This is a genomic window from Pseudarthrobacter sp. NPDC059871 (assembly GCF_042731175.1).
In the GTDB taxonomy this organism is placed as follows: domain Bacteria; phylum Actinomycetota; class Actinomycetes; order Actinomycetales; family Micrococcaceae; genus Arthrobacter.
This window is the reverse complement of the sequence record NZ_JBHWJV010000002.1, coordinates 347,618-368,295: the sequence shown is the minus strand read 5'-3', so window position 1 is coordinate 368,295 and position 20,678 is coordinate 347,618. Positions and strand designations below refer to the sequence as shown.

The 20,678-nt window shown below is 69.5% G+C and carries 16 protein-coding genes and 1 pseudogene; 4 read left to right on the top strand and 13 right to left on the bottom strand.

The window, feature by feature from the left end; translation table 11 throughout:
- The first annotated feature begins 67 nt into the window (after nt 1-67).
- Nucleotides 68-1,138, top strand: coding sequence for a quercetin 2,3-dioxygenase (locus ACFV4R_RS04490; protein ID WP_377201227.1), 1,071 nt, complete (start codon nt 68-70; stop codon nt 1,136-1,138).
- 158 nt (nt 1,139-1,296) lie between these two features.
- Here ACFV4R_RS04490 and ACFV4R_RS04485 read toward each other — a convergent pair whose 3' ends face one another.
- From ACFV4R_RS04485 to ACFV4R_RS04450, 8 genes are all read right to left on the bottom strand, one after another.
- Nucleotides 1,297-2,532, bottom strand: coding sequence for a DUF3500 domain-containing protein (locus ACFV4R_RS04485; RefSeq protein ID WP_377201226.1), 1,236 nt, complete (start codon nt 2,530-2,532; stop codon nt 1,297-1,299).
- A complete protein-coding gene (locus ACFV4R_RS04480; protein ID WP_377201225.1) occupies nt 2,510-4,345 on the bottom strand; it encodes an FAD-dependent monooxygenase in 1,836 nt (611 codons plus the stop codon). Before ACFV4R_RS04480 ends, ACFV4R_RS04485 begins: the two co-directional genes overlap by 23 nt.
- On the bottom strand, nt 4,345-5,238 hold the full coding sequence (locus ACFV4R_RS04475; RefSeq protein WP_377201224.1) for a fumarylacetoacetate hydrolase family protein: 894 nt from the start codon (nt 5,236-5,238) through the stop codon (nt 4,345-4,347). The genes ACFV4R_RS04480 and ACFV4R_RS04475 overlap by 1 nt, the downstream gene beginning before the upstream one ends.
- A gap of 58 nt (nt 5,239-5,296) precedes the next feature.
- Nucleotides 5,297-6,283 carry an alpha/beta hydrolase fold domain-containing protein gene (locus tag ACFV4R_RS04470; RefSeq protein WP_377201223.1) on the bottom strand — a complete coding sequence of 329 codons (987 nt, stop codon included), beginning with the start codon at nt 6,281-6,283 and terminating at the stop codon, nt 5,297-5,299.
- 77 nt (nt 6,284-6,360) lie between these two features.
- Complete coding sequence (locus ACFV4R_RS04465; protein ID WP_377201222.1) at nt 6,361-7,332, bottom strand: NAD-dependent epimerase/dehydratase family protein; 972 nt, start codon at nt 7,330-7,332, stop codon at nt 6,361-6,363.
- On the bottom strand, nt 7,329-10,028 hold the full coding sequence (locus ACFV4R_RS04460; protein WP_377201221.1) for an alpha/beta fold hydrolase: 2,700 nt from the start codon (nt 10,026-10,028) through the stop codon (nt 7,329-7,331). Before ACFV4R_RS04460 ends, ACFV4R_RS04465 begins: the two co-directional genes overlap by 4 nt.
- A complete protein-coding gene (locus ACFV4R_RS04455) occupies nt 10,022-11,044 on the bottom strand; it encodes a 3-oxoacyl-ACP synthase III (protein WP_377201220.1) in 1,023 nt (340 codons plus the stop codon). The genes ACFV4R_RS04460 and ACFV4R_RS04455 overlap by 7 nt, the downstream gene beginning before the upstream one ends.
- Nucleotides 11,045-11,145: 101 nt before the next feature.
- Nucleotides 11,146-12,150, bottom strand: coding sequence for a bile acid:sodium symporter family protein (locus ACFV4R_RS04450; protein ID WP_377201219.1), 1,005 nt, complete (start codon nt 12,148-12,150; stop codon nt 11,146-11,148).
- A gap of 129 nt (nt 12,151-12,279) precedes the next feature.
- Between ACFV4R_RS04450 and ACFV4R_RS04445 the strand changes: the two are divergent.
- Nucleotides 12,280-12,453: pseudogene (locus ACFV4R_RS04445) on the top strand (LysR family transcriptional regulator); the annotation flags it as partial.
- A 329-nt stretch (nt 12,454-12,782) separates the two neighbouring features.
- Nucleotides 12,783-12,983 (top strand): hypothetical protein, encoded by a 201-nt coding sequence (locus tag ACFV4R_RS04440; protein WP_377201340.1) that lies wholly within the window; start codon nt 12,783-12,785, stop codon nt 12,981-12,983.
- 100 nt (nt 12,984-13,083) lie between these two features.
- Here the strand turns inward: ACFV4R_RS04440 and ACFV4R_RS04435 are convergent, their stop codons facing one another.
- The 5 genes from ACFV4R_RS04435 to ACFV4R_RS04415 all read right to left on the bottom strand — a co-directional run bounded on the left by ACFV4R_RS04435 (nt 13,084) and on the right by ACFV4R_RS04415 (nt 19,661).
- Complete coding sequence (locus tag ACFV4R_RS04435) at nt 13,084-13,521, bottom strand: nuclear transport factor 2 family protein (protein ID WP_377201218.1); 438 nt, start codon at nt 13,519-13,521, stop codon at nt 13,084-13,086.
- 74 nt (nt 13,522-13,595) lie between these two features.
- The gene (locus ACFV4R_RS04430) at nt 13,596-14,873 is read right to left on the bottom strand and encodes a hypothetical protein (protein ID WP_377201217.1); all 1,278 of its coding nucleotides are present in this window, start codon (nt 14,871-14,873) and stop codon (nt 13,596-13,598) included.
- 68 nt (nt 14,874-14,941) lie between these two features.
- The gene (locus ACFV4R_RS04425; RefSeq protein ID WP_377201216.1) at nt 14,942-15,895 is read right to left on the bottom strand and encodes an alpha/beta hydrolase; all 954 of its coding nucleotides are present in this window, start codon (nt 15,893-15,895) and stop codon (nt 14,942-14,944) included.
- Complete coding sequence (locus ACFV4R_RS04420; protein WP_377201215.1) at nt 15,892-16,899, bottom strand: alpha/beta hydrolase fold domain-containing protein; 1,008 nt, start codon at nt 16,897-16,899, stop codon at nt 15,892-15,894. Before ACFV4R_RS04420 ends, ACFV4R_RS04425 begins: the two co-directional genes overlap by 4 nt.
- Nucleotides 16,896-19,661, bottom strand: a complete 2,766-nt coding sequence (locus ACFV4R_RS04415) for a family 78 glycoside hydrolase catalytic domain (RefSeq protein WP_377201214.1) — start codon at nt 19,659-19,661, stop codon at nt 16,896-16,898. Before ACFV4R_RS04415 ends, ACFV4R_RS04420 begins: the two co-directional genes overlap by 4 nt.
- Before the next feature lie 159 nt (nt 19,662-19,820).
- Here ACFV4R_RS04415 and ACFV4R_RS04410 point away from each other — a divergent pair, with 159 nt between their 5' ends.
- Nucleotides 19,821-20,675, top strand: coding sequence for an IclR family transcriptional regulator (locus tag ACFV4R_RS04410; RefSeq protein WP_377201213.1), 855 nt, complete (start codon nt 19,821-19,823; stop codon nt 20,673-20,675).
- Nucleotides 20,676-20,678: the final 3 nt, after the last annotated feature.

Here is a 20,678-nt window from a genome sequence, read left to right as displayed (position 1 = left end):
GGGCAGTCCGTCATGCTGGTGGGGACTCACACTCCGGCCGTGCCGGGCGACCCGAAAGAAGGAACCGATGTCCCTCAGCGTGGAGGAAATGAACAAACAGCTTCCGGTGGCCAATGCGCTGCCGGGCGAGGCCGTCCCCTACTACATGGCCTCCGGCGAGGGCGCCCGGTATGAGATCAACGGGCAGCTGGTCACGGTCATCGCCCGGGCCGCGGACACCGGCGGTATCTTCAGCGCCGCCTACATTTCCGGCGGCATGGGCGCCGGGTCGCCGTTCGTCAGCCACAGGATCGAGCACAAGACCCTGTACGTTTTCGACGGCATCCTGCACGTCTGGCTGCCCGGCGAGAGCCGGATCCTGACTCCCGGCGATTCGGTGGTCATCCCGCCGAACACGCCGCACGCCTACCGGATGGCCAGCCACTACACCCGGTTCCTGAACTGGATGACGCCCGGTGGCGGCGAGGCGTACTACGAGCGGGTGGGCACACCCATCGATTCGCACGTCCCGCCGGTCCGCGCCGGCCGGTCCGCGAGCCCGCAGGAGCAGGCCGAGGTGGGTGCCGAGTTCGGCATCACCTTCCCGGACGTGGAGCGGGTGGCGCCGTCGTTCAAGCACGACGCCGGGCTGCCGCCAACGCAGAGCCCCTACTTCCTCAGCGCGGGCGAGGGTGAGCGGCTGGCCAGCTACCAGACGATGTTCACCTACCTGTCCCGCCCGGCCAACACCGGGTCCAACTACTTCGCCGTCCACACCAAGGGCGCCAAGTCGCCCTACATCCCGCTGCACTTCCACTCTGAACACACCGAGAACTTCCTCTGCACCGAGGGCCGGATGTGGCTCTACGCCAATGGCCGCGAGATGCTTCTGACCAAGGGCGACTTCGTGCATGCCCCCGCCGGGACCATCCACTCGTTCGCGTTCGACGCCCACAACACCCAGATGGTGGGCTTCCTGACGCCGTCGGTGTTCAACGGGTTCTTCGAGTACTTCAACAAGCCCACCGAGGACTACATGTACACGGAGGGCGGCCAGCCGTACATGGACATGGAAGGTTTCGGCCGGGCCCAGGCGGAGATGGACCTGACCGTCGTCGGACCCCCGCCGCTGCGCCGCGCAGCCCTCGACATCCCCTAAATCCAGCCCACCAACCACCCGAAGCGTTCACAACAGAAGGCCCGGACTTCCGAAAGGAAATCCGGGCCTTCTGCGATTTGAAGACCATCCATGGCTCCGTAACCGCCGTTTTGGCGCCTGATAAGGGCCCTTACGGAGCAATCGATGGTTGGGGTGGTTCAGGAGGTGGCCTGCCTGACCAGTTCGCGGCCGTAGTCGTTGCCGTTGGGGGTGCGGACCACGGTGTGCATGTGGAACGGGGCGGGCTCATCGTTGCTGAGGAACACTCCGGTGTGGTGGTCGAGCTCCAGCACCACCACCGGGCTCTGCAGGCGGAAGTAGAACGCCTCGTCCCCCTCCCAGCCGCCGATCCAGCTGAAGTACGTCTCGCCGTAATGCTCCTGGATTTCCCGACGGCGGGCGGTGCGGGGTCCGTCCGGAAGGTAGCCAATGAAGTCGTCCACCACGGCGTCCAGGAGTTCGCGGGCTTCCGCCGGCATGTCCGCCACCAGGATGCCCTCGTAGGGGATCACCCGGTTGTCCTGGAAGCAGCCGCCGAGGTGGCGTTCATCGCCCGGGTGGATCCGGCCCGCGGGCATTGCCGGGTCCACCATGGAGCCGTAGGACACGGCGCTGGAACGCAGGTCCACCGGCAGCGCACCCATCAGTTGCCGGGCCAGGGCGATGCGCTCCTTGAAGACCTTCACGCCCCGGTGCGGGCCGGCGTCGATCATGTCCGGCTCGGCGCCCATGAATACCGGCGAGATCACCAGCTGGGTGCCCGCAACCAGGCAGTTCAGCGCCGCGTGGTGGCCGAAGAGCTGCCAGCCCCACGGTTCCGTTTCGGACGGCTCCCCGTAAACGGCGAAGTTGTAGCTGAACTCGTTCATGAGCTGCGGTAGCTGCACCAGGTCGCCCAGGAAGCCGTTGATGCGCATCAGGTTCCGCAGCAGCTCAAACCCTTCCCCGGACAGGCTCGCCTCCACCACGCCAAGGATCGCGTCCCGGACCGGCTCGCCGAGTTCGTCCAGGCGAAGCCCGGTATCGTGCTGCATGAACTCGGGGTTGGCCCAGCTCTGCCACTCGGGCGCGTCCACGGCGTAGGAGAGCTTCCCCGCCTGTTCCGGCGTGAGGGCATCCAGGAGCTTGCGCGCGGCGGCCACCATGTCCGCCGTCGGCGCTTCCTCCCCGGGCCGGGCTGGAGCAAGCGTAAAAAGGCCCTTCCGGCGGACGCCATCGCTGGTGATTCCGGCAAAGGGCTGCGGATAGAGCTTCTGCCAGCCCTCGATCATCGGGCCTGCGAAGGAGTCGGTCTTCGCGGCCTCGGCGTATTCGCGGGCGTTCAGGCCGCGGATCTCCGCGACGCGCGGATGGTCCGGGGCAAACAGGTAGTCACGGAATGACGGCGTCGACACGGGCGCTCCTCTTGGAAAGTTCTGGAAATTCTGCTGCCGGGATTTCCGTGCCCGGCTCGTGCGCCGGCCCGGTGGCTGCGGCTTCTTGGCGCGAACCGGGAAGCCGGCCCGCCGCGATGGACAGCGCGGCCGCTGCGGCTGCGGCGGAATGTCCGCGCCACGCCACGTGCTGGTCTGGCCGGACCAGCACGGCGTCGGCGCCCCACAATTCGGAAAGGCGGGTGCCGTCGTCGGAAGGCCCGACGGCGGCGACGGTCACCGGAATGCCCTGCCGGGCCGCTGCTTCCAGTACCGGCGCAAAAGCCTCGTCCGCGGGCACCCCGCCCAGCGCGCCGGCGTCGGCCAGCAGCGTGAAACCGGAGCCCAGCGCGCTGTACAGGGAGAAGGACTCCGCCAGCCAGGCATGCGGCAGCAGCGAGCCCGGGCTGGCGGACGGGACGTAGTGGATGGGGTCCTCGGGCGGTACAGGCAGGCCGTCGGGCACCACCAGGGGCGAGCCGGTGTACGCATAACCCAGCACCAGCCCCAGGGAATCGAACTCGCTCTGCTTCACGGCCAACGCGTCGCGGGCGGTGAGCCGAGCGGCGTCACCGGCAGGCCCGGATGCTGCCAGCTCCGGATCCGCGAAGTGGTATGCCAGCGCTTTGCCGTTCCGTGCGGCGTCGCCGATGGTGCGGTCCGCCACCGGCCGGCGCTCCTCGCCGTAGCTGGCCAACAGCGCAGGTCCGCCCCACCCGTTGATGGTTGCGGCCAGCTTCCAGGCCAGGTTGGCGGCATCGCCAATGCAGGTGTTGAAGCCGTGGCCGCCCCACGGCGGGTTGAGGTGCGCGGCGTCGCCCACCAGGAAGATGGTGCCGCGGCCGTACTCGGGAGCCAGCAGCATGCGGGCGGTCCACGGATCGGTGGCGAGCACCTCGATGTCCATCCCGTCGCCCACGAGCGCGCGGACCATGGCGCCCGCGTCCTCTGTGCTGACGGTGACGGATGGGTCCACACCCTGCACGATGGCCCACCAGGTGCCGTCCAGGTCCATGGGCCCCACCATCCCGGACGTTTCCGAACCCACCACCCAATACTGCACGGCCGGGTCCAGGGTGATGGCCGGGGCCAGCGACGCGGAGCGGAACAGGATGCTGATGTTGGACAGCGCCGCGGAGCCGCCCTCCAGGCGGATCTCCAGGCTGCGGCGGACTGCGGAGGACCCGCCATCGGCACCGATCACATATTCGGCCGCAATGGTGCGGGCGGCACCGGACGTTCCATCCGAAACCACGGCGGTGTGTGGCGCCGGGGTAGTTTCACCTGTCGTATGGACCTCGCTGACAGACCATCCGGTCACGAAGGTCACCAGCGGGTGGCTGCCGACGGCGGCTCTGAGCACTTCTTCGAGGACCGGCTGCGGCACCTGCTGCCCGCCTTCGGGCTGCGGGCCATAGCGGCCGGGGACCAGCTGGAAGGCGTTGGAAAAGCGCCGCAGCTCGTGCGCGGCGGGGCCCGTCAGGCCGGTGCAGAAGATGACGTCCTGGGCGTAGTCCACCGGCAGCGGCGAGGCGTCCCGGAGGGCCTCGGCGAGCCCCAGTCGGCGCAGGTGGGTCATGGTGCGGGCGTTGGTGGTCTTGGCCCGTGGCCTGGTGTGGTCCACGCCGGTGCGGGGTTCGATCACCGTGCTGGCGACGCCGCGGGAGGCGAGGTCCAGAGCCAGGAACAGCCCGCTGGGGCCGCCGCCGGCGATGAGGACCTGCGCCTCATCCGGGATGTCCGCCGCGTCCGTCACGGGAAACGTTTGTGGGATGGTGCCCTGCGGGGTGTCCATCAGGCACGGCTCCGCAGGGAAATGTCGCCCACGGGGGTGGTCAGGGTGCCGAGCTTCTCGATCTCCACCACTACGGTGTCGCCGGGTTGCAGCAGCCACTGCGGGGTGCGGGCGTAGCCCACGCCTTCCGGGGTGCCGGTGGCGATGACGTCGCCCGGGTGCAGCGTGAAGGTCTGGCTGATGAGCGCGATGATGGCAGGCACGGAGAAGATCATGTCCCGGGTGTTGCCGTTCTGGGCTTCGATTCCGTTCACCAGGGTCCGGACCTGGAGCCCGTCGCGGAGATCGCCCACCTCGTCACGGCTGACCAGCGGACCCAGCGGCCCGCTGAAGTCGCCGTTCTTGCCCAGCGTCCACTGCGAGGTCAGCTTCTGGGCCTTGCGGGAGGTGATGTCGTTGAAGGTGGAGTAGCCAAAAACGGCGTCTGCCGCGGCGGCCTCGTCCGCCGATTCGACCCGGCGGCCGATGTAGGCGGCCACTTCCCCTTCCCAGTCCAGCCCGGCTTCACCGGCGGGGACCGGCACCGGGACGTTGCCCACGGACAGGGACGCCGTCCAGCGGGCGAACAGGGTGGGGTACGGGGGCAGTTCCTGGTCCTTGAAGCTTCCTTCGGCCACGTGCGCCTTGTAATTCAGGCCCACGCAGATCACCCGGGCCGCGGCGGGGACCAGGGGCACCTCGGTGACGCTGTCCCTCTCCAGCCAGGCGCCGGCGTCGGACGCGTCTTCCGCACCGGCCTGGGACGCCATGCTGGCAACCAGCGTGGCTGCCTTGTCCTGCCAGCCCTCGGGGTCGGCCCAGAAGTCGGTGACGGTGGCCAGCGGGAGGACGTTCGATCCGGCGAGGGCTGCCGCCCAGGATTCGCCGTGGTGGTTGATGCCGATGAACTGCATGAGGTGGCCTTTCAGGTCTGGCAACCGGGCAGGCAGGCTGCCCGGGCGTGGTGGAAAATCAGCGCTCCGACTGGCGGCGGAGGAAATCTAGGGTTGCTGCAGTGGCCGTTCCGGCTGCCGCGCTGCTGCCGTCCGGGGTGGCCCACATATGGTCCGCCCCGTGCAGCAGGAGAAGTTCGACGGCGGCGCCCGCGTCTTCAAGCGCCGCGGCAAGGGCGGTGGACTGGGCTGCCGGGACGAACCGGTCCGCTGTGCCATGGATCAGGAGGAAGGGAGGGGCACCAGCATGCACGTAGGTAAGGGGGCTGGCGGCCCTGGCCCTGTCCGGGGCGTCGGCGGGCTGGGCGCCGATCAGGAGTGCTTCCCGGGAACCGGGATCATCGGCGCTGGCTACGGCATCGGGCCGGGCCTGGGCCCCCATCCGCACCAGGTCCGTGGGCGGATACCAGGCCACCACCGCGGCGACGCTGTCTCCCACACCCGTGCCGCCTGCGTGTGTCCCGTCCGGCTGCTCCGCAAAAGCGGCTGAGCCAACGGTCAGGCCAACCAGGCTGGCCAAGTGGCCGCCCGCAGAATCACCCCACGCGTAAATGCGCCCGGGGTCCACGTCGTAGTCTGCGGCGTGCGCCCGGATCCAGCTGACCGCGGCCTTGGCGTCGTGCAGCTGGGCGGGAAAGGTGGCTGTATCCGTGAGCCGGTAGTCGGCGGAAGCCACCACAATACCGGCGTCCACCAGCTGTTCAATGGGGCTGAACCCGAAGCCGTCCACGGTGGGCCCAAGCGAGGAGCGCTCCCCCGTCCGCCAGCCGCCGCCGTGGAAGTGGACCACCGCGGGGCGCGGGGTAGCGGACGCGGCGCCCCGGGCGGGATCCGCCGCCGGGAGGTAGAGGTCCAGCAGCAGCGGCGCTCCGCCGCCGGGGCGGGCGAACTCAATTCCCCGAAGGATTCGCCCCGCCGTCGTCGTTGACTCCATGTGTACCGCGCCGTTCTGTCCCGTGATGATCCCGTGGTGACTGCCTGACACGCCCGGTGTGGGCTGCGTCATGAATCAACTGTGGGGTATCGGGAAGCCGCACGGCGCGGCCGGTTTCACTGAATGAAAAGGCTTGCCGAGCGTGCGGCCTATCGCGGGGCGTAGTGGGCGGCCAGCTTCGCGAGTCCTTCGTCCAGCGACACCGCGGGCGCCCAGTCCAGGAGCTCCCGGGTGCGGCGCTGGTCGAACCAGTGGGCGGTGGACAGCTGCTCGGCGAGGAACCTGGTCATGGGCGGTTCTTCGGTGCGTCCGGCCCACAGCCACAGCTTTTCCACCACGGCCCCCGCTCCCCGGGCCACGGCTCCGGGGACGGCCCAGGACGGCGCCGCAACACCGCCGGCGGCGCAGATGCCGGCGATCAGCTCGCCGACGGGACGGGGCTCGCCGTTGCTGACCACCACCGCCTGCCCGTGGACGCGGTCCATGCGGGTCAGGGCGGCCACCATGGCGGACGCCGCGTTGTCCACGTAGGTGGTGTCGATCAGGGCCGCTCCGGCGTCCAGCAAGGGCAGGCGGCCGACGGCGGCGCGCGCCAGGACGCGTTCCACCAGTTGGGTGTCACCCGGGCCCCAGACGATGTGCGGGCGCACGGCGGCCACCCGGAAGTTGGGGGAATCTGCCGCCAGGGCCAGCAGTTCGGCGGCGCCCTTGGTGCGTGCGTAGTCGCCGTGGGCGTGTTCCGGGTCTGCCGGTCCCGCGCCCAACCCCACTATGGCGGTGCCGGAATTCGCCACGGACGGGGACGAAACGAACACGAAGTCCGGAACGCCGGCCGCCCGCGCGGCGTCCAGGAGCCGGCGGGTGCCCTCGATGTTCACCTCGTCGAACTCCGCCGCCCGTCCCGTGAAGGAGACCTTCGCGGCCAGGTGGATGATGCCGTCCTGGCCCTGGACGGCATCGTTCAGCACCCCGGCGTCGGTGATGGACCCGCACAGGTCCGTGGCGCCGTCGACCCCCGAAGGGCGCCGCTGCAGCGTGGTGACGGTGTGGCCCTCGTGAACCAGGAGCCGCGCAACGGCGCCGCCGAGCATGCCACTGGCGCCGGTGACCAGGACCCTCATGGTTTCCCTGGCCGACCGCCGGCCAGCACGCGCGTTGCCCAGCGCGAAAGGCGAGTCCTGTCGATCTTGGCGTTATGCCGGATGTCTGTGGGCTGCGCGGGAACGGCCAGCACCGCGGAGATCTCGACGCCCGCCGTGCGGGCGGCTGTCCGGACGCTTGCGGCGAGGGCGGGTTCCGCTGGGCCCGCGGTGCGCGTTGGAGGCACAGTTTCGACGACGGCCACCACCGCCTGCGTGCCGGCCGGTCCGACTCCCGTGACAGCAGCCAGCCGGACGCTGTCCAGCCGTTCGATGGCCTGCTCGGCACCCACCGGAGTCACCGCGGCGCCGGGTGCCGTCACCACGTGGGCGAGGCGGCCTTCCACCCAGAGCCTGCCGGCGGCGTCGAAGTGCCCCACGTCCCCGGTGCGGTGCCAGCCGGGCAGGCCTGCGCTATCCCGCTGGGTCAGCCAGAGCCTGTCGTACGAGTCCTTGACGTGCGGGGCGCTGACCAGGATTTCACCGGTCACGCCGGCATCCGTCACCGGAGTGGTTCCGGACGCGGTGCCGTCCGCCGCGAGCGGGATGATGGCCAGGCGTGCCCCGTGGACGGGTTTGCCGACGCACACGCCGTTACCGCCGCCTTGGAGGGTTCCGGACGCTGTTTCGGCGTCGGCTTCCCTGATCTGTTCCAGGCTGATGTCCGTCACCGGCAGGGCTTCGGTCATCCCGTAGGGAGTGTGCAGCGAGGCCGCGGGCACCAGTTGCTGGACCTCCGCCAGGAGCGGTTCTGGGACGGGGGCTCCCGCGGAGAGCAGCAGCTCAACGCGTGCCAGCGCCTTCAAGCCCGCCTCATCGAGGTCTTCCCGGGTGTCGACGACGTTCCGGAGCGCAGCCGGTGAGGCGAACACCACCGTCGCGTCGATGGCTCTGGCGGCGTCGGCCAGCGCACGGGCTGTCAGGGTTCGGGGCGCCGTGACGTCCATGGCGGGGGTGACGGACACAGCACCCAGAGCCGGGCCCAGGAGGGCGAAGGGAGCGAAGCCGGCCACCAGGTTGGACCCTGCCCGGATGCCGAAGGTGCTGGCCACGGTGTCCCGCATCGCGGCCAGCTGGCGGTGCGTGTAGAGCACGCCCTTGGCCGGCCCGGTGGAGCCCGAGGTGAACAGCACGGCGGCGGGGGCGTCGGGGAAGGCAGCATCGGCGGGCTGCGCAGTAGCGCGTCCGGCGCCGGGCCGGGTCAGTTCTGCGAGGGAGGTTTCGGCGCCGAGCAGGCGGCGGCGGCCGGCCGGGAGGGTGCCCACGCTGATCCGGCGTCCGGGCCAGCCCAGGGCGGCTGCTGCCGCCAGGGCCTTGTCGATGCCGATGATGAAATCCGGGGTGGCGCCTTTCACGGCGCGGCTCAGGCCCTTGGTTCCCAGTCCGGCGTCGGCCACCACCACCACGGCGCCAAGGCGCAGGCAGGCGTAGAGGGCCACCGTGAGGTCCACCCCGGGCGGCACCATGAGGCTGACCCTGCTGCCGCGCCCTACTCCGGCTTTCGCCAGCCCGGCGGCGAGGTCCAGGATTTTTTGGTCCAGCTGCTGCCAGCTGAGAGACCGGGCTGCCGTGCCGTCCGGGGCCATCTCCACAACGGCGGAACCGGTGCCGGCGGGCCCTGCGGCCTGTTCGCCGAGCAGGTCCCAGAGGGGCCGGAATTCAGCGGTCTCCGGCGCCCCCGGAGTGGCTGCGGTGGCCGAAACATCAGCGGGAGCGGCAGAAATGTCAGCGTCGGCGTCCGTGCCGGCACCCTCCTGGGCGGCCAGCCACTCAAACACCGGTGTGGCAATGTCCCGGTCTTCCGCCACGAGGTGTCCCGCGCCTTCGAAGCGGTGCACCTTGGCGTGCGGAAGCCTGCCGATGAGGTCTTTGAGGTAGCGGTCGGAAAAGATGGGATCGCGGGGGCCCCACAGCATCAGGGCCGGGACCGTCAGCCCGCGCAGCCCGTTCGCCACGCCGGCCAGCGCCGCAAAGCTGGGATGGAATTCGTCCACCGGAATGTCGGCCACGAAGTTGCCAACACCTGACCGCCGGCTGGCACCCCGGTAGGGGGCCATGTAGGCGGCCTTGACGTCGGCGTCGAGGGGCGGGTGGGCCAGCGAATGGGTCACCCGCAGGAAAGCGTCAGAGGTGACCGTTCCCCACTGGTGCACGGCGGGGTGCAGTGCCAGCCGGAGCGCCGGCGGAATTTTGGAGGTGGACGGTTGGTGGACGGCCGTGTTGGTCAGGACCACGCCGGTGAGCTGGTCCGGGTGTGCCAGTGCCCAGCCCAGGCTGATGACGCCGCCCCAGTCGTGTCCCACGGTGACCACGGGACCGTCCAGGCCCAGCGCCGTGGTGAGGTCGCCAAGGTCGTTGATCCGGTCGGCGAGGCGCCGGAACGTTCCGGTGCGTTCCGAAAACCCCATGTCCAGCTGGTCCACGGCCACCACCCGCCACGGGTGGGCGGGATCGGACCCGGCGGCCAGCAGCGTGCGCCATAGGTAGGACCAGGTGGGGTTGCCGTGCACGCACAGCAGGGTGCCTTCGGGTGTAAGACCACGGGCCTCGAGCTGGGCGCCGTTGTCCAGGATGTGCCAGTTGCGGACCGTTCCGGGCTCATCCGCCCCGGAGGTGGAGGGCACGGCAAGTTCGCGGGACCACTGCGGATCCACGCCCGGCCAGGCGGCGGCTACCAAACGATTTCAATCATGGCGGTGTTCAGGCCGGAGCCCACTCCCATGCACAGGACGCGGTCCCCGGCTTCGAGGGACTGGGACTCGGCGGCAAGGGTCATGGGCAGCGAAGCCGGTCCCACGTTGCCCCAGTGCGGGAATGTGATGGGCACCTTAGCCGGGTCCAGGTCGATGGCATCGATGATGGCCTGGGTGTAGGCGTTGCTCACCTGGTGCGTGACGTACCGGTCCATGGCGGCCCAGTCCCACTCCGGCTGCGCCTCGTGCCAGGCGTCCACCACAAGCCGCAGGCCGCCGTCGAGCAATCCCTTGGTATCGGTATTCATGCCGTCGATGCCGCCCACGCACAGTTCGTGGTGTTCGGTGCCGGCGCGCATCACCCCGCCCACCAGCCGGTGCGCGCCGGGGTGCCCGTCCGCCGGGCCAAGGACGGCCGCGGCAGCGCCGGAGCCCAGGGTGAGCGTGGCGAACTCGCGGTTGAAGTCCTCGCGGGTGGTTTCGGGCCGCTGCAGCCGGGCGAGCGTCGCCTCCTGCGTGGCTTCGGCGTCCTCGGCGTTGACGATCACGGCGTATTTGATCTGGCCGGAGTCGATCATGTTTGCCGCGAGGGTCAGGCCGTTGACGAACCCGAGGCAGGCGTTGGCGAGATCGAAGTTCATGGCCGACGACGGCAGGCCGAGTCCGTGGTGGATCTTCACCGCAACGGAAGGCTCCAGGTTGCGCCGGGTCACCGAGGTGTTGATCAGCAGGCCCACCTCGGACGCTTCCACGCCGGCCTCGGCAAGGGCCTTGGCTCCTGCCTCGATGGCGGCGTCGTCAAACGACGTCCCGGGCGCCCACCAGCGGCGGTGCGTGATCCCGGCGACGCGCTCCAGGAGCCGGGACGGGAATTTCAGCCGCTGCAGTGTCGATGCCAGCCGGCGGTCGAAGTCAACGGAACTCACGATCCTTGGAGCTTCGACGCTGCTCACCGAGAGCAGCGCGGTGTTGGTGTGACGGAAGGTTGCATTACCTACCAATTGAAGCCCCTGTTCGTTTCTGTCCTGCGGTGTCTATTACCCACCGGCGCAGGAGCTTAACTATGCAGGCAAGTGCCCCGTCGTGCACATTTATTCCCGGGTCACTGCGGTGCCGGGGTGTCCTGGAGGGGGCGGCGGGCCAGCCAAGCTGCCACTATGGCGCCTGAAATATTGTGCCACAGCGAGAAAACAGCGGACGGCAGCGCGGCCAGCGGGCTGAAGTGTGCCGTGGCCAAAGTGGCGGCCAGCCCGGAGTTCTGCATGCCGACTTCGAAGGCCAGCGCACGGCGTGCCTTGTCATCCAGGCGGCCCAGTTTCCCGGCGAGGTAGCCCAGTCCCAGGCCGAACCCGTTGTGCAGGACCACGGCCAGGAACACGATGCCGCCGGCGGCCACGATCTTGCTGGCGCTGCCGGCAACCACGATGGCCACAATGAGGGAAATCACGACGGCGGACGCCCACGGCAGTGCCGGCAGCACCTTGTCCACGAGCTTCTTCAGGAACAGCCGGGCCAGCAGCCCGGCAACCACCGGGAGGAGGACCGTCTTGACGATGTCCAGCACCATGCCGCCGGCGTCGATCTGCAGGTATGAGCCCGCCAGGAACAGGACGAGCAGGGGCGTGACGATCGGGGCGATCAGCGTAGAGACGGAGGCCACCGCCACGGAGAGGGCAACATCACCCTTGGCCAGGAAGGCCATCACGTTGGACGCGGTCCCGGACGGGGCACAGCCCACCAGGATCAGGCCCACGGCCAGTTCCGGCTCCAAATTCAGTGCCGTGGCGATGAGCCAGCCGGCGCCGGGCATGATCACGTAGTGCGCCACGATGCCGAGCGCTACCGCCCAGGGCCGCTTTGCCACGGCGGCGAAGTCGGGCGGGGTCAGGGTGAGGCCCATGCAGAACATGATGATGCCCAGCAGGTAGGGCACGGCGCTCCCCATGGGTTTGAAGGTCCCGGGGAGCAGGTACCCCGCGATACCTGCGGCCACCACGAGGAGCGGGAAGACCGTCACGGCGACGCGGGCAATCCTGCTTTCCGCTGCCAGTGCCGGATTCAGTGGTGCGCCCTCAGGGGACTTCTGCGATTTGGTTGCCTCAAGCATCTATCAATGCTGCCACCGACTGGTATTGTTCCGCCAATTGATGACCGAAGCCCGTCATGGCAGCAGTCCCTGATGCCTGGCTCGCTGATAGGCGTAGGCTATTGAAGCCCTACGCCCAAGGGGCCCTTCATGGACACCCGGAAGCTGAAGTATTTCCTTGCTGTGGTTGACCACGGCGGATTCAACCGCGCAGCGGAACATCTCCTGATTGCCCAGCCGTCGCTGTCCCAGACCATCGCCGGCCTCGAGAAGGAGCTGGGAGTGCCGCTGTTCCACCGGATCGGGCGGCGGGCGGTCCTCAGCGATGCGGGCAAGGAACTGGTGGATCCTGCGCGGGTGGTCATGCGGGACCTCGACGCCGCACAATCGGCCGTCCAGTCTCTGCGGGGAATCCGGAGCGGGCGGCTGGACATCATCACCATGCCGTCGCCGGGCATCGAGCCGCTGACCTCCATGATCAGCGATTTCACCCTGTCCTACCCGTCGGTGCGCCTCAACGTCTCGGCCGCGTTCACCCCCGAAGAAGTGGTGGAGTCCGTCCGCAGCGGCAGCACGGAAATCGGCCTGGCGCGCTCGCCGGGAAGCTGCCCGCCGCCGTCGCCCGCCGCGCCGGAAACCGCGCGGTCCTCGCCGTGGCCGGCCGCTCGCTCCTGCCGCGGGAGCGCTGGGCGGACCTGCCGCTGGACCGGGTCTACGCCCTGGCGGACTACACGGAGCTGGATTCGTCCCGCGATCCCGAACTGTCCGCCGCCCTGCTGCGCCGGATCGGCAGGGAAATCGGGCAGGACATCGGACAATACGGTGGACGGACCCGGGAGAAAGCACGGGTGTAGGCACGGGAGTAGGCACCGTAGAAGTCACAAGGGTGGCCCTGCGCTAAGGCACCGCCAAGGCCCATGGCACGTCCGTAAAAACCGGGCGTGCCATGCCGGCCTAACCGATCTCCACCCACTGTGACCGCCATTCGGGGGCTGGGAACGCCTCGCTCCAGTAGGCCGTCTCCGTGGCGATCCGGCCGTCCCGGAACTCGAAGATGAACACCGTTTCGTAGACGGGGCCGCCGTAGTCCAGGGACGCCTCAGCCACCACCAGGTTGCCCCCGCTGGTCAGCCGCCGCGGCGTGATGGTGGGCAGCTGCGGAAAGGTGTTGTAGATGCCCCGCCGGTTCTCCGCGCCGCGGACGTACTCGCCGGACTGGGGCCAGTGCATCACCGCGTCATCATGGAACAGTTCGTCCATGACCTCGATATGCCGGTCGTTGATGCACTGGATCAGCCGTTGCACCACCTTCTCGTTGCTGCCCGTCCCATCCATGGCTTGCCCCACCCTTTCCTGCGGCCCGTCCACTTTCGCAGTGGATTGTGCGCACATGCTAGGCCTGTGTGGCCGGCCGGGCAACGCCCCGGCGGACGACGGCGGGGCCGCACCCTGGGTGGCTGCGGTTCCTAGGACCCGCCGGCACCGCAGCCGGCGCCGCCGTATTCCAGCCAAGCCGGCATTGCGCCAGCGAAGGAGTCACGGATGGCCGGGGTGCTGGTGACGGTCCAGTCGATCCGGCCGCCCACCTCGGCCTCGTCCTTATCCCATTCGAACCAGTTGAGCATTTTCAGCTGCGGGAACTGCTCGCGGGTTTGCGGGCTGAAGACCTGCTCCCACCAGGCCTGCTTGATGTCGGCCTCGGCGGCGCCGCCGGCACCAGGGTTGTAGAGGGCAGCTGTTCCCGGAATGGCAAGCGGCTTGTTGCGGTTCACGGCGTACTCGGCGTAGAAGTCCGGAAGGGAACGCTCGTCCCCGTTGGCGCCGTTGTAGTTGCCGGTGAGCTGCCAGGCGAACTTGCCCGCTTCAGGCACCTCATTTTCGCCCCAAGGATAGGTGGAGCCCCAGTGGAACAAGGACAGGCCTACCCAGTCCACCGCGTCATCGCCCGGGTAGTACGGGGCGTAGGGGTCGTCCGCCGTGTTGAGGGCGCCGTCGCTGTTCGTGTCCAGGGCGGCGAAGCCCGGCGAGCCCGCCTCCACGCCGTACTGCCGGCCCGGGTAGGCGTATCCGCCGGCGTAGGACGGCGCCCACATCATGGCTGAACCCGGCGCCCCGGCGTGGACAGCGTCCGCCACCCGGGTGAAGGCCGCTTTGTATTCGAGCGGCTGCTGCGCCCCGGGGAACCAGAAGCCGTTCATCTCATGCCCGAAGCGGACAATCACGGGAACACCGCCGGCGTTGACGGCGGCAAGGTCCTGTGCCAGCGTGGCGGCAACCTCCGGCGTGACGGATCCGAGGTCCTGTTTCGGTTCGAGGGTGAGCAACAGGATCCGCCCGTCGGCCCGGACCTTCGCGGCTGTGTCCTTGAGCCGGTCCCGGTCCTGATCACCGTAGGGAAAGTCGAGGTAGGACACGGCCACGGCCGGTTTGTGGCCAAGTTCCGCCGCGTAGGTGGAGAGCGGCTTGGTGCCCAGGTCCGAGTTGATGCCGAAAAGGACGCCCGACGCCGGCGCCAGGGTTTTCCCGTCCGTCACCGGGCAGGAGGGAGGGTCAGCCGGGGCGGCGGAGGGTGCCGGCGTTTCCCCGTCGGGGCGGTCCCGGTTGGCCAGCCCGCTGGAGATGCCGGCCGCGCCGATGCCCGCGGCGATCAGCACCACCGCCACGGGAAGCGCCCAGTCCCTTGCACGGCTGAAAAACATCCGGCTCCGGCCGGCCTCCTGCTCGGTGGACGGATCGTCGGACATAGCAAACTCCCTGCTGGCCTGCGGTTTTGTTCCATCCTAAGGTCAGCAGCGGGAAAGGCAGCGGCTGGCTACCGCTCCCCTGCGGACCGGAGTTCACCTGCCAGGAAGCCCAGCGCAGCCTTGCCTTCGGGCAGCCCGGCCGTGTGGTTCAGGTGCCCGTGCACGCCGCCGTCGGCGAGGAAATACGTCACGGGGACTTTGGCCTGTTCCAGGCTGGCGGCGAAGAGCTCGGCGGAGCCGCGGGCGTCGTCGTACTCGCAGGCCAGAAGGGCCGTTGGCGGGAGCCCTGCAGGGTCCGCGTACCCGGGCATCGCGTAGGACGGCGCCATGCTGACCGGGCCGCCCACGTAGTTCTCCGCCGTCCGGATGCAGTCCTCCAGGGTGAACCGCAGGTGCCGGGGCAGGCCCGCCATGACCTCCTCGTCCAACCCGGCGGCGGGCAGCGGGAGTTCTGCGTGCAGGAAGGGGTAGGCCAGCAGGAGCTTGGCGGGCAGCGGCTTGCCGGCATCAATCAGGTAGAGCGCAGCGCCCACGGCCAGATTGCCGCCCGCGCCGGCGCCGCCCAGGCACAGCAGGTCCGGATCCAGGCCCAGCGAGGTGGCGTTCTTCCGGGCCCAGAACCACCCGGCCAGGGCGTCATCATGCGGGATGGGGTAGGACACGCCGTCGCGGGCCAGCCGGTAATCCACGGACAGCACCGGTGTCCCCGAATCGGCCAGCACGCGGGCCAGGTAGTCCGATTCCGGGATGTCCACGCTTCCGCTGACAAACCCCCCGCCGTGCAGCCACACCAGGGCCGGGGTGTCCGTCCCGGTGGCTTCACCGTATATTCGGATGGCCACTGGACCTTGCCGCCCGTCGGCTGTCACCGTGCGGATGGGAACGTCGGGGCCCGGCTGCCGTTCGGCGTCGGGGTTCAGGAACCTGGGGCCCTCCGGCGAGGCAAGGTATTCGGCAAACCCGGCGGCCGGGGCTCCAGGCACCTGCCGGGCTGATTGCCGGGCTGTTTCGCGTGGCGTCATGGTGTTCCCAGCTTCCGGGAGAAGTAGCCTACGGCGAGAGCCAGAATGGAATCGAGTTGGTCCTCGGCGCCGAAGAAGCAGTGGTCGGCGTCTTTGATGGTGACCACCTCGTGTTCCACGCCGGCTTCCGCGAGCGCGGCCGCCAGCAGGTCGGTCTGGGAGTGCGGAACCAGCCCGTCGCTGTCGCCGTGGACCAGCAGGAAAGGCGCGGCCCCCGCCGCCACGTAGCTGACGGGGCTTGCCGCTGCCAGCAGGTCGGGGCGGTCCGAGCCGCCCACCAGCATGTATTCCGGCTGCAGCGTCATGCCGGGTGGGACCGCTGCCGTGAGCGCAGCGGGGAAGAGACCCTGAGGCATGGACATGGGCGGGATGTCCGCCAGGGAGGACACGCCGTAGAAGTCGACGACGGCGCTGACGCCCGCGGGGTGCCCCTGCGCGCCGAGTCCGCCATCCAGGTCCGGGCGGTTGCCGGTGAGTCCCAGCAGCGCCACAAGGTGTCCGCCGGCGGATTCGCCCCAGGCGCCGAACCTGTCCGGATCGATATTCAGGGGGGCGGCAAATTCGCGGAGGTAGCGCAGCGCTGCCTTCAGGTCGTGGAGTTGGGCCGGGAACGGCGCCTCCAGGGAGTGCCGGTAGTCCGCGGTGGCGCAGGCGATGCCTGCCTCGTTCAGGAGCCGGAAGACCGAATCCGGCGCGAACGTGGGCGGCAGTTCACGCCGGTCCCCCAGCTGGAAGGCGCCGCCGTGCACCCATAGCACCAGCGGCGTCGGGCCTGATGCCTGGCGTGGCAGCCAGATGTCCATCTTGAGGGGGCGGAAGCCGATGGCGCGCGCATAAGTGACCTCGCGGTGCACTGACGACGCGTCCGAGACGGCCTCCGGTGTGCCGGGTGCGTCGTACACGGGGAACGGCGGGACGTCCCTGTTTCCCGGCCGGGAAGGGTCAACGCCGGAAACGACTGCGCGGGAAGGGTCAAGTACATCGGTAGCGTCATCCACTGTCATAGTGTGCTCCTCATCAGCTCGGGGTGTGCGGTGTCCCCGCCGGTGGCGGCGGCGAAAGTATGGTGTCCGGGGCCGACGACGGCGGACGGTTCGCCCGGCAGCCGTACCTCGGCGGTGGTGCCGGAGGGGATGTCCGCGGTGAGCGTCAGCACGCCGTCGTCCGTCATCCCGCCCGGCGCCGAAGCACCCTTCGACAGGGTCCAGGCGACGGTGATCTGGCCGTGCGGCCCGTGGTGGGACGTGGATGCGGAGGTGATGCCGGCTCCGGGACGCGGTTCGATGATGACCCGGTCCCAGCCGGCGCTGCCGGGCGCCTGCCGCAGCCCGGCCGTGTAGCGGTGCAGGAAGGACACCACGGCGCCCTTGCTGTAGTGGTTCAGCGACTGGTGCGCCGTGCCGGCGGCGTCGATGCCGTTCCACAGTTCCCAGACCGTGGTGGCGCCGCGGTCCACCATGGCCAGCCAGGACGGCTCCGAGTCCTGCATCAGCAGTTCATAGGCGAGGCCCGGGTGGCCGTTGCTGGCCAGGACCGGGAGCAGGTAGGGGGTGGCCAGGAAGCCGGTGCCCAGGTGGGTGCCGGCGTCGCGGATCAGTTCCACCAGCTGTGCGGTGACGGTTGGGCGGCGCACCGGGCTGACCAGGCCGAACGCCAGTGCCCGGACGCAGTTGGCCTGGCTGGCGTGGGTGACCCGGCCGGCGGCGTCGAGGTATTCCGTTGCCCAGGCGTCCCGGATGGCGTCCGAGAGTTCGGCGAGGTGGGCCGCTTCCTCCGCCAACCCCAGCACCCCGGCGATGCGGGCCATCAGGTCCGTGGTGTGCCGGTAGTAGGCGGTGGCCACGATGCCGTTGTCCGCGGTGCGGGCGGCGAACAGGTCCGGCTCCGGGCCTCCCGGTTCCATCCACTCGCCGAAGTGGAAACCGGTGTCCCACAGGAATTTCTCGTGGGCGGGAGGGACAGGCGCCTGTGCCGAGCGGGTGGCGTGCCGCTGCGTTGCAGCGGTGGTCCGGACGAAGCCCAGCCACCGATTCATGGCCTCCCAGTTTTCAGCGAGGATCGAGGCGTCCCCGGTAGCCAGGTAGGCCTCCCAGGGCACCATGACAATCGCGTCGCCCCAGCCGGAGGAGCCGTTGGTGAAACCCATGAATTCGGCCGAGGTGGCGGCAGGGCCGGGCGACGGCGAGATGTTGGCGATGACGCCGTTGTCCCACTGGTCGGCGCGGACGTCGCGCAGCCATTTGCGGGTGAACCCGGTGACGTCGTACAGGTAAGCGGCGGTGGGAACGAACAGTTGCCAGTCCCCGGTCCAGCCGGCCTTTTCACGCTGCGGGCAGTCGGTGGGGACCTCGCAGGAGTTGCCCAGGAAGCTCCACTCCACAATCTCGTGGAGCTTGTTCAGCCGTTCGTCGCTGCAGTGGAACGTGCCGATGCGTTCCAGGTCGGTCCGGACCAGGCAGGCGGTGACGTCCCCCGGGTGAAGGTCCGCTGTGAGGCCCTGCACCGAAACGAACTGGAATCCGTGCGTGGTGTGCCGGGGCTCGAAGACTTCGCCGGCGGCACCGGAGGCAGTCACCGTGTCCACCTGCCCGGCGTCCCGGAAAGCCCCGGGCGCGCGGAAGTCGTGCGGGCGCAGGTGGTCCCGGGTGACGTCGCCGTCCGGGCCGAGTGCCTCGCCGTATTCGAGGGTGACGGTTTCGCCCGGCGCGCCAAGGGCAGCAAGGCGGATCCAGCCGTGGATGTTCTGGCCGAAGTCCACCACCTGGTGTCCGGTGGGCAGCCGCGTGATGGACACCGGCGCCAGCTCCGCCGTCACCCGTGTGGGCGGGGCAAGGGGTCCGGTAAGTGCGTCGAAGCTGCCGGAACGCACGACGGCGGCCCGCGGCGGCGCCGGCAGAAGGCCCGGTGCGGACGCACCTTCCCCGCGGTCGCCTGCCCGGGGTGACTCACCGTCGTCGGCCGTGCGGAAATCAACGTGCTGCCCCGCCATGAGGTCCGCGCTGATGACTTCCGTAGCGGACACCAGCCACGACGCGTCGGTGCCGATGACCTGCCGTCCCGCCCCGGACTCCAGCTCAAACTGGGCGAGGAACGCCGTGTGCGTGCCGTACATGTCGGCGTCGCGCGTGTACCCGAAAGTGCCGCGGTACCAGCCGTCGGTGAGGACGGCGCGGAGGGTGTTGTGGCCCGCGGCGAGCAAGTCCGTGACGTCGTAGGCCTGGACCTGGAGGGTGGTGTTGTAGCTGGTGGAGCCGGGGGTGAGCTGCTGGCAACCGACGCGTTGGCCGTTGATGAAGAGTTCGTAGATGCCGTGGGCGGTGGCGTAGGCACGGGCTTTGTCCGGTGGTGCCGCGAGAGTGAAGGTCCTGGTGAGGGCGTATCCCGGGCGCTCGCCTGGCTGGTTGACCGCCTCCTCGGCGGGGCCGATCCACTGCGCCGTCCAGTCCGAGGGGTGCAGGAGGCCCAGCTCCACGGGCATGGGTTGGGACCAATCGCTGGCTGTTTCCGTGCCGCCGGCGGTGACGTCCCAGGTGCGCACCCGCCACTCGAACCGGCTGCGGGAATCCAGGGCCGGTCCGCTGTAGGCGATGCCGCTGGACTCCGCTGACGCGATCCGTCCGGTGTCCCAGCCGTTCGAGGCTGTGATCCGGTACGCGGCCTGCCGGATGGTTCCTGGGGGCGGCGTCCAGCCCAGGCGGGGCTCCCGGACGGCCAGGCCCATGGCTTCGCTCAGGTGTTCGGCCCGGAGCCGGGTGGGGGCGGTCATGCGGCAGGTCTCCTGGAGGTGGGGGTGCTGGGACTTCAAGCTTCGTTGGCTGTGCCTTGCCCACACAGACGGCTTTCAATGGTTGGAATAGTATTGTGGTTCAGCTCACGGTGCCGCTGTGGGCCGTAAGCTCTGCCAACGGCGCTAGGAACCACTGCCATGACACTGTCCCCGGACACAGAAACGCACACGGATACCCCCAACGCCGCCGTGACTGCCCGCGGCAAACGGCCCAAGCAGGGCGAACCCGTCATTGACCGGGCGCTGAGCCTGCTGGCCGTCTTCTCGGACCGCCGCCGGGCGCTGACCCTCTCGGAGCTTGCCCGCCACGCGGACATGCCCGCGCCCACCGCGCTGCGCCTGATCTCCAGGCTGGTGGCCTGGGGTGCCCTGGAGAGGCTCGACGACGGCCGGTACGTCGTGGGGGTCAGGCTCTGGGAGGTGGCATCCCTGTCACCGCGCGGGCACGGCGTGCGCGAGATCGCGCTGCCGTACCTCGAGGACCTTTTCGAGGTGACCCGCCACCACGTCCTGCTGGCCGTACGGGACAACGAAGAGGCGGTGCTGATCGAGCGGCTCTCGTCCAAGGACGCCACCGAGGTGGCGTACCGGGTAGGCGGCCGGGCGCCGCTGCGGTCCACCGCCGTGGGGCTGGTGCTGCTGGCGGGCGCGGACCAGCAGTTCCAGGAAGCCATCATGGCCAAACCGCCGGAGAAGGAACCGGGTGTGGCGGAGATGCCCGAGGGGCAGCTGCGGCGGACCCTCTCCGACGTGCGCCGCACCGGAATCGCCATGATCCGGCGCAGCCACCCGTCCATGACGGTGTCCGTGGCATCGCCGGTCTTCGATGCGCAGGGCTCCGTGGTGGCGGCCCTGTCCATCGTGGTCCCGGACGGCTCCACGCCACCGAACGTGCTGGCGCCGGCGGTCCGTGCCGCCGCCCGCGCCGTGTCCAGGAACCTGGGGCACCAGGCAACGGTCAGCGCGGACGTGCGGACGCACTCGCGGGGGTAGCCG

Excerpts from the sequence above, each read along its gene's own strand:
- ACFV4R_RS04415 (WP_377201214.1), bottom strand. The coding sequence starts at position 19,661 with ATGACCGCCCCCACCCGGCTCCGGGCCGAACACCTGAGCGAAGCCATG.
- ACFV4R_RS04420 (WP_377201215.1), bottom strand. The coding sequence starts at position 16,899 with ATGACAGTGGATGACGCTACCGATGTACTTGACCCTTCCCGCGCAGTC.
- ACFV4R_RS04410 (WP_377201213.1), top strand. The coding sequence starts at position 19,821 with ATGACACTGTCCCCGGACACAGAAACGCACACGGATACCCCCAACGCC.
- ACFV4R_RS04465 (WP_377201222.1), bottom strand. The coding sequence starts at position 7,332 with ATGAGGGTCCTGGTCACCGGCGCCAGTGGCATGCTCGGCGGCGCCGTT.
- ACFV4R_RS04425 (WP_377201216.1), bottom strand. The coding sequence starts at position 15,895 with ATGACGCCACGCGAAACAGCCCGGCAATCAGCCCGGCAGGTGCCTGGA.
- ACFV4R_RS04475 (WP_377201224.1), bottom strand. The coding sequence starts at position 5,238 with ATGCAGTTCATCGGCATCAACCACCACGGCGAATCCTGGGCGGCAGCC.
- ACFV4R_RS04435 (WP_377201218.1), bottom strand. The coding sequence starts at position 13,521 with ATGTGCGCACAATCCACTGCGAAAGTGGACGGGCCGCAGGAAAGGGTG.
- ACFV4R_RS04490 (WP_377201227.1), top strand. The coding sequence starts at position 68 with ATGTCCCTCAGCGTGGAGGAAATGAACAAACAGCTTCCGGTGGCCAAT.
- ACFV4R_RS04430 (WP_377201217.1), bottom strand. The coding sequence starts at position 14,873 with ATGTCCGACGATCCGTCCACCGAGCAGGAGGCCGGCCGGAGCCGGATG.
- ACFV4R_RS04480 (WP_377201225.1), bottom strand. The coding sequence starts at position 4,345 with ATGGACACCCCGCAGGGCACCATCCCACAAACGTTTCCCGTGACGGAC.
- ACFV4R_RS04470 (WP_377201223.1), bottom strand. The coding sequence starts at position 6,283 with ATGACGCAGCCCACACCGGGCGTGTCAGGCAGTCACCACGGGATCATC.
- ACFV4R_RS04450 (WP_377201219.1), bottom strand. The coding sequence starts at position 12,150 with ATGCTTGAGGCAACCAAATCGCAGAAGTCCCCTGAGGGCGCACCACTG.